Here is an 18150-nt window from a genome sequence, read left to right on the forward strand (position 1 = left end):
ATAATTTGTCTGCGGTCATGCTTCGCCCCTACAAATCATTGTGGTTTATTTAATATAAAATTGCTGTAAATTAGCTAATTTAAAGCCAATAATTATCGATAATAATAATGCCAATTTAATTTTTCATCTAATTCCTTAATTCGCTCCTTTGCTTGATATAATTGCTCACCGTACTGCTGCCATTTTTCTGGGTCAGTCGTTGCATTAGTCTCTTGCCATAGCTTCAAATAGTATCGAGAAAGTTCTTCACAGTTTGCTCTTTCCATTGATGATGCCGCATCTTGAATTAATTCTTCCACTCTAAAAATATCTTTCTCGGTATATTCGTCTAAATGAAATAATGGCGAAATTTTGCCATAAAACTCTGGGTAATTGATTAAACAATCGTGCAGTTTTGAGATTAATTTATCCGTTGTATCGATTGGATATTCCCGCCGAATATCTATTTCTTTTAATGCCATCCGGCACGCTTCGCGATCGGCACTTTCTATTTGGGCAATTTGCTGCCATAATAATCGGTGATGAGATAAAGTAAAATCTAAATTTCTCTCTTCTAAAGTATCAATAATAATTGCCCGATATTCGGGACAATGTAAGTAAAGACGTAGCAATCTAGCTTCTGCTTGTTCTAGCAGAGTATTAGGGGAAATATTGGTTAAGACTCTTGGGGACTTTGCCAGTAGGGGCGAAAGGCCGTTCGCCTCTACTGAGTAAACAATACTGATATTATCTCTGGTATCGTCGCTAATCTCATAACTGGGTTCTTCTGATAATTCTTCCGGCATTCGTGCCGATTCTTGAATTAAATCTGCCCTTGGCGGTTGCTGATTTTCTCTGCTTTCTTGCCTTGATTTTTCGCTACTATTCTTGGCACTTAAATCGCTCTTTTTTTGCGGTCGTTTAATTTGTTTGAGGATATCTTGAGCCAGAATCGGGATGAGACGAGTATTCCCTTGGCTGAGGCGTTCGGCGCAATAATTCACATAATAAATCCGGGTGTCGTTCTGATCCAATTGAGTCAATAATTGCAATATTTCTCTATAGGCTTGCTGATATTCATCCGCAGCTTGGAGATTTTTCCCTTTTAAAATTTGTTCAATTTGCCAGTTAAGCCATAACGGGGCATCTAATAAAAGTTGCTTATAAGGTTCGGGAGAACCACTGGTTTTGAGGAATTCATCGGCGTCTTTGCCATCAGGAATGGTGAGAATTCTTAACTGGATTTCTCCAGAATAAGCCAAATTCGCAATTTCCCCGATCGCCCGTTCTGCCGCCTTAATTCCCGCTACATCAGCATCGAAATTCAGGACAATTTGTTTAGATTCGGTATAGCGCAATAGTTGGCGCACTTGGTGGAGACTGAGGGCAGTTCCTAGGGAAGCCACAACATTAGTAATTCCGGCAGCATGAAGGGCGATCGCATCAAAATATCCCTCCACCACCACCGCTTGGTCTGCTTGACCAATCGCAGTTTTAGCTTTATCTAAAGCAAACAGAGTTTTGCCTTTATCAAAAACTCTCGTTTCTGGAGAATTGAGATATTTGGGCTGGTCATCTCCCAAGGTTCTACCCCCAAACCCAATCACCCGTCCTTGAACATCATGGATCGGAATCATCAGGCGATCGCGAAATTGGTCATAATAACCGCCCCCAGACTTCCGGGGCTTAATCAACCCCGCTTGTTCCACCAACTCCGTCGGATAGCGTTTTTGCTGCACCAAATAACTGTAAAGGGTTTCCCAAGTGGGTGGGGCATAACCCAACTGGAACTGCTGAATCGTATTTTCCCCTAACTGACGCTTAGATTTGAGATAATCTAAAGCCTGACTGCCTTGGGGCTGACGTAAAGTATGCTGATAAAAACTAGCTGCGATCGCCAAAATTTCATACAACTGTTCCCGCATGGAAAGTTGGCGCTGAAATTCTTGCCGTTCCTCTGGTTCCAAAGTCTTAATCGGCACTTGGTAGCGTTTCGCCAAATCCAACACCACCTCAGCAAAAGAATGCTTGCCAATTTCCATCAGAAACTTAATCGCATTACCGCCAGCCCCACAACCAAAGCAATAATACATTTGCTTACTAGGGCTGACCGTAAAACTGGGGGTTTTTTCCTCATGGAATGGACACAACCCCAAAAAGTCTTTTCCCCGTTTTTTCAGCACCACATATTCGGAGACCACATCATAAATGTCAGCCCGTTCTTTAACCTCTTCAATAGTTTCTTGATGTAGGCGTGGAATATTCATCCCTATTTCTCTTGCTCTAAGCCTTTCTAACCTTTCTAACCTTTCTAACCTTTCTAACCTTTGTGTCCTTTGTGTCTTTGTGGTAAAAACTCAAAGTTGCACCAGATCCGCATAACCAGTCAATAGCTGATCGTAAGACAAACTATCGGTTGCCTCTTGGGGAGTCCACAGTAACTCTACCACCAACAAATAATCCTGGGTCATTGCGGCAACCCGTTGTAAAGCTTGCTGTAATTCTTCCGTTGAATGAATCGAACCAAACAAAGGGCGATCGTCTTCCGTACCAATCAACAAAGTCACCACAATATAAGCGGCTGGATCGTTATCATCGCTTTTAGCGATATTAGAGCGTTCCCGGACTTGGCCTTGGACATTACTAAAAGTTTCCGCACTAAATTTACTACGTTCAGCAATAGATAATTGTTCAAAAACTTGTCCGGCTTGTTCGCGACTTTTCACCGTTTGAGAACTAGAAAAAGCGTGACTCCAATATTCTGGATGTCGTAATAAAGATAAAGCCGCTTCTTGCAGAAATTCCACCCGGCCTTCAGGGGTTTCTAAGTCAGCATTGTAGCTGAGGTCTTGTAGTTGTGATTGCAGATCGCGAGCATTTGCTAGTAAAGCAATCTGTAATTTAGTCACCGTGACCACATCATTCTCTAGTTCCTTGGCAGTTCCTTGGGTGGAATTCTTTTTGGCCAGAAGATACCACGCGAGATTGCTCCGCAACGCTATCGCGATCGCCACCCCACCGCCAATCACCAAGAAAAATAGCACCCATCCCCAAGGAAACCCTTGAGATGCTGAACCACTGCTCGTCGCGGTCGTGGCCGCATTCGGCGCTACATTCGCTGGAGGTGTCTGACTCGAAGTCTCTGGACTGACCGAATTATTGGGAACAGGAGCCAAGTAGGGCTGTGGCGCTGGTTGCGACGGTGGGACAACAATCGTATTATTTTCGATTTCTATTTCCACAGAACTGGGACGACTGTGGGGCACCACTGGCACATAGTAGGTTCCACCCGTGGATGTCCCAGTCGAGGGAGTAACCGGGGTAGAAGTGGACGGACTGTTATGGGTATTGTTCGGAGTAACTGGTGCTGGGGCTACCGTCGGCTGATTAAACGAGCCACCGCGAGCCCGTCCCCCAGTTTGACCCCTGGCAGGGTAGGAAGTAGGACTAGATGTGGTCGATCCAGAGGTTGAACTGGGGCTGGCAGAATCACGGGTACTGCTTCCAGAGCTACTGCCACTGGAAGAATTAGAACGACTCGGATTGCTACTGCTGCCGGAAGAACGACTCGGACTGCTACTGCTACCGGAAGAACGACTGGGACTGCTACTGCCAGACGAACGACTCGGTGTGGAACGAGAAGGTCTACTGAAAGAACCTCCACGACTTGAACCCCCACTGCTTCTTCTGGCAGAAGCGACGGATGAATCTGTTGTCAGCCACTCTTTAAAATTTCCTCTTTGGGGACGAATGCTTACTTCGTTGATTAATAAGAAGGCTAAAAAAGTGGCGAGGATGAGATTAAACTTACGCATGGTTAATAGTTCAAAACCCAAACGGGCGCTTTCTATGATCCAGGTATAGCCTATTTCACGTGGGATCGTCATTTTGAGTCGAAACTTTTGGCGGGTTTGTATTTGTCATCCCTGGACTCAATAAATCTGGGCGCCGCTGTTGGGTGCGTTCCAATTGTTGCTGCGATCGCCACTGGGCAATTGCCCCATGATTGCCCGAAAGCAGCACATCCGGCACTTTCCAGCCGCGAAACTCTGGCGGCCTGGTATAGTGAGGATAATCCAGCAACCCCAACCCGTTAACAACTTCAAAGCTTTCCGCCATCAGGGATGCCACTTTCCCCACGGTTCCCGGCAGCAAACGCACCACCCCATTAATCAACGCCAGGGCGGGAATTTCCCCCCCAGTCAGCACAAAATCACCCAAAGAAATTTCTCTAGTGACTAAATTCATCACCCGTTCATCAACCCCTTCATAGTGACCGCAAATTAAAACCAGTTGATCGTAATTATTGGCCAACTCCTTAAATAGAGATTGATTCATTCGTTCCCCTTGCGGGGTTAGATAAATCACCTCGCGACGTGCTAATACAGGTAAAGATTCTACGGCGGCAAAAATCGGTTCTGGTTTCATCACCATACCCACGCCACCCCCGTAGGGTTCATCATCCACTTTACGGTGCTTATCGGTAGCGAAGTCCCTGGGATTCACCAGATTTACGGTAGCAATGTTTTTTTCCAGGGCTTTACCCAAAAGCCCAGACTCCAGGGGAGTGGTAAAAAAATCAGGAAATAAAGTCACTAAATCAATACGCACGGGGATTTCAACTCTCAATTTAACTTACGGTTAGGAGCATTTCTCTTTTCGAGAGTACCAAAAACTTTGACATTTCTAAGGCTTCAGCCTTTACCATTTAACTTGGCTGACCATAAATCTACCAGTTCATTGATTGCTATAATTGTTTTCACAGCAAGAGTGAATCCGCTACTATTTCCTTAAATGTGGTGAGCGGATTTAAAGAGCAGAGACCGCCGAACTTATTCTGACCCCCAGAAAAATGTTGTGGCAATACTCAACTCGCTAGATATTTTGACTAAACCTGATGATCGGTGACATTAATGGCTCAGTTATTAAGTGCAACAGAAATTCAAGAAAAAGTTGGCCAGCTATCCGGCTGGCACCTTGAAGGGAAAGAAATTCGCTGCCAAAAAACCTTCAAAGACTTTGTGGAGGCGATCGCCTGGGTGAATAAATTAGTCGAACCGGCTGAAGCCGCAGGTCATCACCCAGATATCACAATTTCTTATAACAAAGTAATCGTGAGTTTAACCACTCACGATGCTGGTGGCCTCACAGAACTGGATTTTGACCTAGCCACCGTAATTTCTAGTTTATAAAGCCTGCCCCCATGCAGCCTGCCCCCGCGAAGGCGGGGGGGCGGGGGTTAGATTCAATTCTTCTCACTGCTAGGATTTTTACTCTGGCTAGGAAAAAATAACTTTTCAGAAGGACCAAAGAAGGTTCCCTCGATTTCTAAACACGGATACAAAATCTCTGCCTAGCAGATTGCCATCTTCATCTTTAGATCCTCCAGCCGAGAGTCAAAAACCAATAAACGCGCCTAAAAATATCTAAGCAGGAAGCATTTTAGGAAAAGGTAAACCCGTGAACAGCCATCAAACATTGACACCTAGCAACCTAGAAATAGAAAATCCAGAATTACAGCAGAATATCGCTGCCAGAGCGGAAATTGTTGAAAAATTATTAGATATTGGATCTGCGCTGTCGAGCACTTATGATTTAGGCAAATTATTGAATTTAATCTTATCCAAAAGTCGGGAAATAACCTGTAGCGATGCAGGCAGTGTCTATTTAGTAGATCGCAGTGAAACCATTCCCAAGCTTTTGTTTAAAGTGGCTCAAAATGATTCTTTGCCCAGCCTATCTTTTGCAGAATTTGCGTTACCAATCACCAAGAAAAGTTTGGCTGGCTATGTTGCCATTACAGGTGAAACCCTGAACCTTGCCAATGCTTATGATTTGCCCTCAGATGTTCCCTACAGTCTCGATCGCAGTTTTGACCATGAGCTTGGTTATTATACCCGATCAGTGCTCGTATTACCCATGCAGAACCAGGAAGGGGAAATCATGGGGGTGCTCCAACTGATTAACCGCAAGAAGAGTTGGGATTTATTAGTTACACCAGAAAATGGTCTTGATGTCACTCAACCTTATTCCGACTGGGAAGAGCGAATTTTGCGGAGTTTAGCCTCTCAAGCGGCAATTTCTATTGAACGAAACGATCTCCAGGAAAGTATTGAAAAGCTGTTTGCTGGTTTTGTCAAAGCATCGGTGCAAGTGATTGAAGCTAGAGACCCTTGCACCTACGGCCATTCCGAACGAGTGGCAGAACTCACCGTCCGGCTGAGTCAAGAAGCGAATACTGTCACCAGCGGTGTCTTTAGTTCTCTTTATTTTAGCGATCGCCAAATCCAAGAAATTCGCTACGCTGCTTTGCTCCATGATTTTGGCAAAGTCGGAGTCCCGGAAGCCATTTTAGTCAAACAGAAAAAACTGTATCCCCGTCAACTAGAACTGGTAAAACACCGCTTTGCTTTAGCCAAGCGGACTTTACAATTTGAATGCGCTCAAAATAAGTTTCGCTATTTAGTCGAGCATCCCGATCGCCGACATCGTAACCATGAAACAAGCTGTCCACATTGTCAAGATTTATTCAACCTTGACGCCAAACTCGCCCAGCAACTAGAACAGTTAGATCAATACTGGGAGGTGCTACTCGAAGCCAACGAACCAAGAGTTTTAGCCGAAGAACCTTTAGCTCGTTTGAAAGAACTTTCCCAATATGTTTATCAAGATGTTGATGGCCAACTCAAACCCTTGCTGACCGCAGAAGAACTAGAGCAATTAATGGTTCGCAAAGGCAATTTAACTCCCGCAGAACGTTTTGATATTGAATCTCATGTGACTTATACTTATGAATTTCTCAAGCAAATTCCTTGGACAAAGGATCTCAAAGACGTGCCAACCCTGGCTTATGGTCATCACGAAAAACTTGATGGATCCGGATATCCTCTCGGCTTAAAAGCCGATGACATTCCCCCGCAAACTCAAATGATGACCATTGCAGATATTTATGATGCCCTCACCGCAGGCGATCGCCCCTATAAACGGGGACTGCCAGTAGAAACTGCCTTAAAAATTCTCCACCAAGAAGCCGCACAAAAGAAAATCAACCGGGAATTTTTGCTGCTGTTTGAACAGCGGCAAGTTTTCTCCGTCATTGGCCACAGACTCGACAACATCCAATTAGAATCTGCCTAACGGCAGCAGTCAACCAACCGTGGCATCAAGCTAAATTAACAATATTAAGAACAGGTAAGATTAATAACAGGTCAGCGATCTGCTCCAGAAAAGGTCATCGCTAAAGTCTAAGATTTTTTTATTTTACTCAAAAAATAAAAAAATCTATTATTTAAAACGTCATGGCTAAAATTCCCACTACAGGTTCCATCAGCCCCGAAGCTTTAGGATTTTTTGGTCAAGCTCCAAAATTATCGGCCTGAAAATTAAGCAACTGAATTCGATTTTCAACTAGAGAAAACCTCGATAAAATCTCCGGATTATATAGATCGCTATCAGTAAGTATCGATTAATTACCTAGACAGAGTTTCTCATTCTCTGAGCAATATTGGGATTAAAATAGTTGGTGACAACCGCGATCGAAGTGGGATAGGAACTTTGAAACCAAGGCAGCATCGTTATAGGCTATCGGGCTTTGACGGATCGCCCTGATCGAGGGGCACTCTCTCATGTATCTGTTCGATCGCTGAATGAGCGGAATGCTATACATGAAACATCATCGAGTTGATCTAAAGTTGAGCTAAAATTGAGCTAAAATTGGTCTAAAATCTAATTAGCCATCAGTATTTGGTATTGGCTTTAAGCATAGCCATCTTGACCATCGGCATGATTGCTGTTGTCCAGGGTGACATGGCACCGAAAGACCAGTGAAGTTATAATAACGCAGCTATCCATCCCGATCGGTGACTTATGATGTAGTATGAGCGTAGCGTTTACTGTTGAACCAAAAACCCTGTAAACTTAAGCTTATGCGTCATGGGGAGGCTAAAATCAAGACCAGAAACCATTGAGCATCTGCCCAAAAGCAACTCAGGAGTGAATTTATTTAGCCTAATTTTCAGGAAACCCTAACAGGCCACTGAAACATAATCTAGGTTAAAACTGACAAAGAGTGAAATAGCAAAGGAGATCCACTGCATTGACTGCCTAAATAAACCCTGGTTATGCTGAATCATCAGATATCTCCGGCAAGAAGATTGCAGAGACGACTGGTTGGCCGAAATCAGACCACAAATATTAGGCGATCGTCAATGGTACTCTAGGCTGAGTATATAGTGGCCAATCCCCTAGATATAAGCTCAGATATATCAGCCATCTTCAAAGTGGCAGGATTCAAACAATACCCAACACAGGTTAAGCGCCCAAATGCGCTGTCACCTGACAAAAGCTAATGGCTCTTGCTAGAATCTAGCCAAATAGACCGTTAGTCTCTCGATAAAAAAGGTGTGAGGACAAGAGGGAAAATGTCTAAAATCTTATGGAGTTCTCTGTTGGTTAGCCCAGCATTATTAGGGGCGACCTTGTTAGTCTCATCTTCAGCTTATGCTGTTGGTGAAGCCCAGTCCAATTTAGGACAAACTGAAGCGGGTGAAACTCAAACCTCTCAAGTGCAGCCAGTCACTTCTGTGTTTGCCTCCGAGGTGAATTTCCCCAGTCAACCAGAAATCATCGCTCAAGCTACTGAGACCCGCTCCAACGAGCAAAACGTCATCCAAAGACTGAATCAGTACAGCCGAGAAGGTTCTGCGAATACTTCAGCCGGTCAGTTAACTTCCGTATCTCAGCTATCAGACGTCAAACCCACCGACTGGGCATTCCAAGCGCTACAGAACCTGGTGGAACGCTACGGTTGTATTGCCGGTTATCCTGATGGCACTTTCCGGGGCAGTCGGGCGTTGACTCGCTATGAATTTGCCGCTGGTTTAAATAGTTGTTTGGATCAGATTCAAATCTTGATCAGCCAGGTACAAGGGGAAGTGACTAGAGAAGACCTCCTCGCCATCCAAAGATTAATGGATGAATTTGCCGCTGAACTGGAATTGCTGCGCGGTCAGGTGAACGCCCTAGAAGTGCGTACCGCCGAACTCGAAGCCAATCAATTCTCCACCACTACCAAACTATTTGGCGAATCCATCTTTGCCTTGGTTGCTGCTGATGGTGGTAGTGCGACTAACGCTGATGTCAACGGTGAATTTGCCCTGGGAACTCGGACTCGTCTCAATTTCGACACCAGTTTCTCCGGTCAAGACTTACTGCGGACTCGCCTGCAAGTCGCCAGTCTGGATTCATTTGCCCAGAACAACACCTTCACCCCTGAAGGCGATTTGATGTTTAATGCCGGACTTGACCAAGATGGAGACACCACTTTCCGCTTGGATTCCTTGCTGTACAGCACCAACCTGGGTGAAAAGACTCGGATTGCTTTTATTGCCAATGCTGGAGCCGTGGATGATTTCGCCAGCACCGTGGTGCCCTTAGATGGCGATGGTGGCAGTGGTGCCGTATCTCGCTTTGGGACTCGCCCGCCCATTTATAACATGGTGACTGGTACTGGTGTCGGTTTAACCTACGATGCTGGCAAAGCTGAAGTCAGCTTGGGTTATTTAGCTGGTAATGACAACTTGGGTCGTTCTGCGGCCAGCCCCCTCCCCCAAAATGGTTTGTTTGATGGGCCTTACGGCGCTATAGCTCAGTTGGTATTAAAACCTGTTGATGGCTTAAAACTGGGTTTAACCTACGTTAATGCCTACAACAAAGACACCCAGACAGGGAGCATTTTTGCCACCCCAGTTTCTTCCATTGGTTTCACCACTTCCACCAATGCCTACGGCCTGCAATTCGGCTACGAAACTGCTGATATGCCGATTAAACTCGGTGGCTGGTTGGGTTACACTGATTCAAATATCAAAGATTCAGGATTAGACGGTGACATGGCTGCCTGGAACTGGGCGGTGACTTTAGGGGTCGATGCGGGTCCTCCGGGAAGCCAACTGGGTCTGATTGTGGGCATGGAACCCAAAGTCACCAGCAGTGATGGAGCATTAGCCGGTCTGGAAGATGCGGATACTTCCCTGCACATTGAAGGTTTCTACGAATATCAACTGTCCAATAACATTTCCATTACTCCAGCCTTCGTCTGGTTGACTGCTCCCGATCACAACAGCAACAACGATGACCTGGTAATTGGAACTCTCAGAACCACCTTTAGATTCTAATTCTGGTTCAGGAAAAACCAGATCGCTTGATCTGGTTTGAACCTAGCTTAAGTTAGTTCTAGCCCTGCAAATCGCAGGGCTTTTTTATTACCATGAATTAAAATTACTAAACCCCAGTGGATAACCGGAGTATAATAATCAAGAAGAAGAGAACAATTTATTTCTGATGCGTTATTTGTGATGCATGGTTTAGGGGAAAGCACTAACAAACAACAAACAACAACCAAAGAATCCCTACCCAACAACCAACAAACAACAAACAACCAACAACCAACAACCAACAACAAACAACAAATAACAAATATGGAAATTACCTGTAAAACCGAATACGCACTTTTAGCTTTGTTAGAACTGACGGCTCATTATTATGACAGTGAACCTCGACAAATTCGGCAAATTGCTGCACAACAAAATATCCCCGACCGTTACTTAGAGCAGCTATTAGCTATGTTAAGGCGAGGTGGTTTGGTTCGCAGTCAACGGGGGGCAAGGGGCGGGTATCTTCTAGCTAGAGAACCCTGGAAAATTACTCTACTCGAAGTGGTGAGTTGTATTGAAGGATTAGATATCAACAACCGTCCAGACAATATGAATCGAAAAACGATTGAAAGTATTTTAGTCCGAGAAGTCTGGCAAGAAGCCTGTGATGCTTATTTTGGGATTTTACAAAAGTATAATCTTCAAGATTTATGTAACCAGCGTCATGCTAGACAGCAGTTGAATCTTATGTATTATATTTAGTTGGTTGTTGGTTGTTGGGTAGGGATTATTTGGTTGTTGGTTGATTGTTGTTGGTTGATTGTTGTTGGTGGATTGTTGGGTAGGGATTCTTTGGTTGTTGTTGGGTAGGGAACGGGGAACAGTTATCGGGGAACGGGGAAATATTTTTCTCCTCTGCTCCTGAAGCCCCCCTGCTCCTCTGCTCCTGAAGCCCCCCTGCTCCTGAAGCCCCTCCGCTCCTGAAGCCTCTCTGCCCCCTACACCCTACACCCTACACCCTACACCCTCTCTTCCCCGGCTCCTGAAGCCCCTCCGCACCCCCGCACCCCTGCACCCCTGCACCAGTGTTGTTGGTTGTTTGTTATTCGAGGGGGCGAATGATTCTGCAAAAAAGCATTCCCAGGCATAGCCTAGGAATGAAGTTGAAAAGCTAATTGCTGAGATAATAGTTTGTAGGAATTGACCCATAGATATTTTAAATAACCGGAAAATACTCAGATCAATTCTTTCAATAAATTCAATAAATTAGTCGTTGTCTCGTCGATTATTACTACCTCTTGCCGGGGAGAAGCCAATCGCACGAGTTCCAGTGTATTTGTACACGAAAAATTGTGCGAAGCTGATATTTTTCCGAGCAAACCGGAATCGGAAACCATTATTCGCAAAGAACTTGGCAGACTGAGCTAAGAAACGGATGCGAACTTCCGACAAACTATTGAAAATAGCCGCTAATTCTTCAGCGGTGGCATAGCTGCCAAAAAATTCGGCAAAAGCTTCATTGTTGAAAGCGTCTTTTCCAAATAAACCGGCTCTTTTTAAGGCGTTGATAAATGCTTCCAGGGCGAGTTGTTTATTCCCCTGAAGACCACGAAGTTTATCAAAAATTAAGGTGCCAACCAAGATGTCAGGGTCGATTCCTAATAGGCGGGCTAATTCAGCGATTAATGCGGCATCAAGACCTGTGGCAGTGGCATATTGCTGCGAAAGGCTGATGACTACGGCAACGGTTTCGGTGGAAGTGGTGGTTTCTGAGGTGACGCTGGTGGTCGCTTCTAAACCAGTGGAGACGTTGGTTATTTGCTGACCTTGAGTTGAGATTTCGCTGTTACTGCTGCCACTGACCACCTCACCAGTAGAACCAGTAGAAACTTGAGTTGTTTCCTGAGTGGAACTGCTCTGAGTTGTAGAAGTAGTTTGAGTGCTGGTAGTAGTAGTGGTGGTTGTGGTTGTCCCTTGTTGAGTGGTGGTTGTGGTCGTTTGAGTGCTGGTTTCTGTACCACTGAGAAGGTTGGTGAAATCTAATACGGTCGTCGTTGTGCCGACCGGTGAAGTTGGAGGGGGTGTGACTGGAGATACAGTATTTTGTGCTTTGGCAGAGAGTGGAGCCGCGACTATGGCACCAAAAGCGGTGCTCGCTGCGACTAAGCTACCGATGACTAAGCTTTGTGGGGTTAAATTTTGTTGTTTTCCGTTCATAGTCCAAAAACCCGTGGTAAATCCCCTGATGTTTTGACATCAAGAGAGGAAGCTCGGCGGGCGATCGCGCTTCCTTTGTATAATGTATGCTTTGGCTGTAATTAGCATAGATTTTTGATATTTTTTGCTAATCTCACCGATTTGGACGGCTCCTCTTCGCGAACGTACACCCTAATCACGCGAAATTCACACCCTTGAATGCCCCTATGTTAAAAAATTAGTTTGTTTTTTTCGCATCTAAGTTAGATTATAGCTTATTTTATTTCAAATGCAAGTTAATTATTATTAAATTTCTTCTGTTATCAAGGGTATATCCTCATCAGATTTGACTTGAGAAGATTGATGACAGGCGGACATGACTGGGCTAGGAGAGACCATTTCACCGAGCCTGTCATCGGCGAGATCCCCAAAAAAAGCTGACCAATTGATGTTGGTCAGCTTTTGATGAATTAAGTTTGGGGTTTACTCCCTAAAAAATGCCAAGATTTTAAGGAGTTAACCAGAGATTCAGAGAATCCTTAGTTCCTTAGTCGTTATTGTCATTAGTGCTTCTTTGACGATTGAACAAGCCGGGAGCAATCACACCACCGGGTCCGGTGAAGCGAACTGAAGTAAATTTGTAGGCCAGCATTTGAGTCAAGGTGATTTGGGAGTAGCGAAGGCGTGAAAATGCTCGCGCCGGCCGAATGGGTAAACCACCAAATCGAGTCAAGCCCAAACGATAGAGCAAGGCCAACTGCTTGTCCGATAAGGCGTTAAAGACACGAATGGCGTCATCAGCATTGGCCACAGTGGCAATAAGGTTGATAAATGCGGAGTTGCGGTAAGCGTCAAGGCCAAGGCCACGTTTTGCAAATGCCGCCAGAAAAGCCTCAGCCCCGGCACCAAATCTGGCGATCGCTTCCTGCACCAAGGGTAAAGCCATATATTGTGCTGGAGTCAGACCCAACGCCGCTGCCTGCGCGTTAACGAAAGCCGCACTCAGTGGGCCAAAGTTGGTTGGTGTCGGAGTCGGAGTAGGTGTCGGCGTCGGGGTGGGCGTCGGGGTCTCCGTCGGGGTGGGCGTCGGGGTCGGCGTCGGGGTCGGCGTCGGAGTAGGTGTCGGCGTCGGGGTGGGCGTCGGGGTCGGCGTCGGGGTCTCCGTCGGGGTGGGCGTCGGGGTGGGCGTCGGGGTCGGCGTCGGGGTCGGCGTCGGGGTCGGGGTCGGGGTCGGCGTCGGCGTCGGCGTTTCGGTTGGGGTTCCACCCAGGTTAGGATTCAGTGGTTGTGCGGGGGTTGTGGGTGCCGGTGACACTGGAGACACTACTGCTTCAGCCGGGGCGCTGGGCGCCACGACTGTGGCGATCGCGCTGGCTGCGGCAGCTAAACCGCCGATAATGACGCCTTTTGCGGGCGCTGTAAGATTTGAGAATCGCTGTTTTCCGTTCATTGTCCAAAAATACCGCTACTGAGCCCTATATGGTAAAGGGAGGAAGCGAGGCGGGTGATAGCGCTTCCTGATGTACAAGTGAATTTGGTCTTTTTGTCGATTAAGATCGGCAGTTAAGCCGATTTGGACTACTCCTCTAAAGCTGTGGCTTTCCACTCGTGAAAGCGAAATACACACAGATCAATGCCCCTATCTTAATGGAAAATGATCAGATTCGCAGCGATCGCTGCTTAATCTGACTGGATGTCAACAAATCTAGATCAAGCAGGCAGATCGATCAATTGCCGATACTTTTTTGCTAACATTTGCTAACAAACACATAAGTTGAGATACTCTCTCAACCAAGGCGTATCAACCAATGCACGTAGGAAGATCCCTCGCGCACCATTTAAATCCCTGTCCATCTTTAATTGGGTGGAATTCGATTTAATCGTTTTTGCTCCACCCAAATTATTGATAATTTCACCAGTCCATGACACCGTTTTAGAAGTGTAGGCTTCGTTGCAATCAATCACAATTTTGTGGTTTTCCCAAGCCTTCCATTTCAGAAATTGCTTAAACTCATAATGACTTAGAGTTAGCATAAGCCTGACAGATTTGTTTCTTTTACGTCTTGACTTAGAAACCATCTGTGATGTTTCAAATGTTGGGAGGAAAATCACATCAAAGTTTTCTACTAAAAATCTAGCTGTCTTATAATGCAATTCCTTGACTAAGTTCTTGATTTTACAACCAAGTCTACTCGCGGCTTTTTTGAGATTTCTTTTCTGTTTACACTTGGCTTTTGATAGTCGAGACACTAATTTGTCTAATTTGAAACACAATTTCTGAATGTGTAAGTTAGAATCTTTGCCTAGCCAACCAAAAGATGTTTCCGAAAAAAATGTCATAAACGTGCGGACACCAGGAGCTAAGGCAACAACTCTCCCTTGATTCTCGGAATTTAGTTGTTGCAATTCTGTCGAGATAGTCAAGTAATACTCACCGTAAGTTAGTGTTAATCGACCATCGCTAAAATTCTCGGGTAGTGACTCTTTGAATTTACCCTTTCCCAATATACTGTGGTAAATCCCACAATCTTTAATCGCTGATTTAGGTATATAGATTGATTGCTTTACGTCTTTACGACTCCGAAATTTGCATTGACGAATCTTGCCATCTGCCTTAAACCCTTGTTTAGCGGCTTTAACGGCTAAACAAGCATCTTTGATGGCGATTGATTTAATTTGATAAGGAACAGGTTTAGCCCATTCAGGTAATCCATTCAAGATTCCTGTTTTAATCGCCATCCAGTTAGCTTTTGTATCGGGCTGCTGCAAATATTTAATGGTTTCGTTGTAGACAAATCTACTAACTCCGAACCATTGTTTAAGCAATTTTTTTTGTTCTGGGTTTAGATAGATTCGGAGCTTCCTTGATTTTCTTACTGTAGCTTCTGAATCCGTGTATCCGACAATAAAAGACGTGAGGGATGGAGAGAATATCGGCTGTGAGTTGGGCTTCTGGACATTTTACAGAGTTTTCTTAAACCACGATGCCTCTACCGTTTTGTTGTGCCATAAACTCGAATAATTCAAATCCTTTTCGACACAATCTGTCACGACAGGCAAAAATAACTGTGAGCTAATCGCCTCGCATAAGTCTGACCAGTAACCAAAGCAACCCTTTGCGTTTGAAATTAAGCCCCGATCTAAAGCCGATATCTCGGATAATTTCTGCGTCTGGGTAGATTGATTACATATAGGCAACTTGTCTGTCGAGGTGAGATCGTTGTTTTGTTGAACTAACTCGGCAGTAGCAAGCCGTGGTAGCTCCAACTGTATCCCGCACCGATGATTCGACATCATAGAGTCTTTGGTAGGCGGTGTTTTTGATGTTTTTGATCTTCTTTTCATCAGCGTATTTTCGCTCCGGTGTTGGGATGTACACCCAGAAATTCGACCGCTTTCCTGAGTGGTATGTATGCCATCTCTTAAACTTTAGCATACATGAGCATCTGTTAACAAAACTGACACTGTTGAATAACCCCCGTCTTCACGGGGGCAGGCTTTGTGATTAAACTCTGACTTGCTGCGGTTGGGTAAAGCGATCGCGATCGCCTATATTCTTAATCTTCCTGAGATGATTCGCCGATCGGGAAATCACTACAGCACTGATAGGGGTAATCGAGGGATTGCCCAGATAGATCAATCAGCCCGGTCTGATTCCCTGGGCTTCAGTCCGACAAGATTCATCCTGAGTTGGCGATCGCCGAGCGGGAGCATCCCCGCCGATCCGCCGATGGATTGATGGCAAACCCTCAGAGCAATTAACTCAGAACCAACGCGATCGGGGGAGTTTTGCCCTTGAGTGACTTGCCAACGGGCGATCGTTTCTGAGAAACTAGCGAATATCATTTTCAGGAGAAAGTCCGATTATGACGGCAAATAATGATGCTTCTTGGGAATTGGGACACGATCTGTATGTGCCAATTTTATATAAAGGTTCATTGGCGGGATTTTGTAGTCCTGAATATTCTGAAGAGATCGTAGAAATTTTGAATCAAGAGGAAAGACTTCGCAAAGCTTTACGCATCGCTTGTTTGGATTTGCTGCGTCAGGCTGGTGCGGATGCCGGTAAAGTCGATGCTTTGATGAAAAAATATCTGAGTCTGGCTGAACGGCCTAAGTTTGGCCCAAGAGCGATCGCCTTTCTCTTGCGGGAAAGACAACAAGATTTACAGGTCAGTACCCCAGAATTTGTCAAATTTTGCGATACTTTCAAACTCTCACCCAAAGAACTCCAAAGTATTTTTGCGGGGAAATCCATTGAGCCGAGTTTAATTTCTCCCATCGCCAGAATTTTAGGCAAAACTAATGCAGAAGTCGAAGAAGTTCTTTATGGAAAACCAGAACAAGAGTAATAGATATTTTTATAATGTTTTTGAGCAATTATTAATCGATGATTAAGGTTTGGATGTTCGATGATCCAGCGGATTTTGTTAGGGAAAGATTTACCACATAAACCTAGCCCAAGCTGGGTTTTTTTGTGGTTTTTATTGTTATTGAAGGATAAAAAAACATCCTTTTTCATTCTGTTTCATTCAAATCATCATAGTGAAATAATCAGGATTATGAATTTTTATTGATTAATAAATCCCCAGCAAATATCAAACAATATCTGTCTATAAAAAATCAAAAATATCAATTGAATTTGAGGGGATTATTGTTGGGATGAATCCGGCGATAATCCTCAAAATTCATCCCAAGAAACGAAGATTGATAATCAATCTTTTTTCTTTATTTGTTGTCTAGTGTGGTTTTAGGTTGATAGTAAACTTGTCCGCCCTCATTGGGTACAAAATGACAAGTGTTGTAAGAACGCCAAAAAGCCTCAAAGATTGAGCGTTCGGATTTACGATAGTAATCTCCTAAAATTGGTTTAATAGCCTCAGTCGCGGTTTTGAGATGGTAGTGAGGCATATTTAAGAAAATATGATGGGCAACATGGGTGCCAATATTGTGGTGGATATTGTTGATAAACCCATAATCATGGTCAATGGTGGAAAGCGCACCTTTGAGAAAATACCAATCATCACCGCGATACCAGGGGATGTCAGGATCGGTATGGTGGAGAAAGGTGACTAAATCTAGCCAAATCACGAAGACAATGTAAGGGCCGAGATAGTATTTCACCAGCCACATAAAGCCCCATTGATAGGTGAGGAAACCCAATAAGGCTACCATCAGACTCCAGCAGATCGTGCTGGTAATTACGTCCCATTTTTCCGAGGGTTTAAATAGGGGACTACCGGGCATAAAATGAGATCCACCTGGTCGTTCGGGAGAACGCTTAAATAGGTAAAGGGGATAGACCAGTAGTAATGCCCACTCAAAGCGCAAGAACTTTTCATACCAGAGCATTTGCTCATAAGTGGACTGTTTGACCGGATACCAGCTTTCATCGGTGTCCAGGTTGCCGGTGTTTTGGTGATGAGTCCGGTGACTGATTCGCCAGCCATGAAAGGGGACGAGGATGGGGGTATGGGAAAGATGACCGAAGAGGTCATTGACCCATTTATGGCGAGAGAAGGAACGATGTCCGCAGTCGTGTCCAACCACAAATAAGGCCCAGAACATGGTGCCTTGCATCAGCCAGAAGATTGGCCAGAAGAACCAGGAGTCTAGGGTGTGCGCGATCGCATATAGTCCCGCAATGATGCCCACATCCAGAAAAAAGTATGAGAGCGATCGCCATGTCGAAGGTTGAAAGCATTCGGCGGGAATCGCTGCCTTTAACTGCTGTAAAGTAAATGGCGGATTGGAAGTTTTTTTTGAGACTTCCTCTGTCCGAGGCTGGTTGAACTCGAGAGTGTTTACTTGCACTTGAATTTGG

General features: G+C 44.9%; 14 protein-coding genes. 5 read left to right on the forward strand and 9 right to left on the reverse strand.

The features are described 5' to 3' along the window. Window positions 1-92: 92 nt before the first annotated feature. From dnaG to trmD, 3 genes are all read right to left on the reverse strand, one after another. On the reverse strand, window positions 93-2246 hold the full coding sequence (gene dnaG / locus ABWT76_RS28380; RefSeq protein ID WP_354635310.1) for a DNA primase: 2154 nt from the start codon (window positions 2244-2246) through the stop codon (window positions 93-95). 90 nt (window positions 2247-2336) lie between these two features. Beyond that, the gene (locus ABWT76_RS28385) at window positions 2337-3866 is read right to left on the reverse strand and encodes a DUF1517 domain-containing protein (protein ID WP_354635311.1); all 1530 of its coding nucleotides are present in this window, start codon (window positions 3864-3866) and stop codon (window positions 2337-2339) included. Further along, window positions 3850-4590, reverse strand: coding sequence for a tRNA (guanosine(37)-N1)-methyltransferase TrmD (gene trmD, locus ABWT76_RS28390; protein WP_054470095.1), 741 nt, complete (start codon window positions 4588-4590; stop codon window positions 3850-3852). The genes ABWT76_RS28385 and trmD overlap by 17 nt, the downstream gene beginning before the upstream one ends. A gap of 302 nt (window positions 4591-4892) precedes the next feature. Between trmD and ABWT76_RS28395 the strand changes: the two genes are divergently transcribed. The 4 genes from ABWT76_RS28395 (at window position 4893) to ABWT76_RS28410 (ending at window position 10892) form a co-directional block, all read left to right on the forward strand. Next, complete coding sequence (locus tag ABWT76_RS28395) at window positions 4893-5171, forward strand: 4a-hydroxytetrahydrobiopterin dehydratase (RefSeq protein ID WP_054470091.1); 279 nt, start codon at window positions 4893-4895, stop codon at window positions 5169-5171. A gap of 268 nt (window positions 5172-5439) precedes the next feature. After that, the gene (locus tag ABWT76_RS28400) at window positions 5440-7116 is read left to right on the forward strand and encodes an HD family phosphohydrolase (protein WP_082349183.1); all 1677 of its coding nucleotides are present in this window, start codon (window positions 5440-5442) and stop codon (window positions 7114-7116) included. A 1283-nt stretch (window positions 7117-8399) separates the two neighbouring features. Then, on the forward strand, window positions 8400-10151 hold the full coding sequence (locus tag ABWT76_RS28405; protein WP_054470092.1) for an iron uptake porin: 1752 nt from the start codon (window positions 8400-8402) through the stop codon (window positions 10149-10151). Between the two features lie 303 nt (window positions 10152-10454). After that, window positions 10455-10892: an Rrf2 family transcriptional regulator gene (locus ABWT76_RS28410; protein ID WP_054470097.1), complete on the forward strand. Its 438-nt coding sequence runs from the start codon at window positions 10455-10457 to the stop codon at window positions 10890-10892. A 504-nt stretch (window positions 10893-11396) separates the two neighbouring features. On the opposite strand, the gene ABWT76_RS28415 is transcribed toward ABWT76_RS28410, so the two are convergent. From ABWT76_RS28415 to ABWT76_RS28435, 5 genes are all read right to left on the reverse strand, one after another. Continuing rightward, on the reverse strand, window positions 11397-12347 hold the full coding sequence (locus ABWT76_RS28415) for a hypothetical protein (RefSeq protein ID WP_190880690.1): 951 nt from the start codon (window positions 12345-12347) through the stop codon (window positions 11397-11399). 526 nt (window positions 12348-12873) lie between these two features. Then, entirely contained in the window at window positions 12874-13272 is a 399-nt protein-coding gene (locus ABWT76_RS28420) for a hypothetical protein (protein ID WP_190883187.1), read from the reverse strand. A gap of 812 nt (window positions 13273-14084) precedes the next feature. After that, a complete protein-coding gene (locus tag ABWT76_RS28425) occupies window positions 14085-15152 on the reverse strand; it encodes a transposase (RefSeq protein WP_354635312.1) in 1068 nt (355 codons plus the stop codon). 679 nt (window positions 15153-15831) lie between these two features. Continuing rightward, window positions 15832-15966, reverse strand: a complete 135-nt coding sequence (locus ABWT76_RS28430) for a hypothetical protein (RefSeq protein WP_255353289.1) — start codon at window positions 15964-15966, stop codon at window positions 15832-15834. Beyond that, window positions 15963-16172, reverse strand: a complete 210-nt coding sequence (locus ABWT76_RS28435) for a hypothetical protein (protein ID WP_054470433.1) — start codon at window positions 16170-16172, stop codon at window positions 15963-15965. The genes ABWT76_RS28430 and ABWT76_RS28435 overlap by 4 nt, the downstream gene beginning before the upstream one ends. 20 nt (window positions 16173-16192) lie before the next feature. Here ABWT76_RS28435 and ABWT76_RS28440 point away from each other — a divergent pair, with 20 nt between their 5' ends. Beyond that, window positions 16193-16678, forward strand: coding sequence for a hypothetical protein (locus tag ABWT76_RS28440; protein ID WP_054470431.1), 486 nt, complete (start codon window positions 16193-16195; stop codon window positions 16676-16678). Between the two features lie 376 nt (window positions 16679-17054). On the opposite strand, the gene ABWT76_RS28445 is transcribed toward ABWT76_RS28440, so the two are convergent. Continuing rightward, entirely contained in the window at window positions 17055-18140 is a 1086-nt protein-coding gene (locus ABWT76_RS28445) for a DUF3474 domain-containing protein (RefSeq protein ID WP_054470429.1), read from the reverse strand. Between the last annotated feature and the right edge of the window lie 10 nt (window positions 18141-18150).

Source organism: Planktothricoides raciborskii GIHE-MW2, assembly GCF_040564635.1.
Classification (GTDB): Bacteria; Cyanobacteriota; Cyanobacteriia; order Cyanobacteriales; family Laspinemataceae; genus Planktothricoides; species Planktothricoides raciborskii.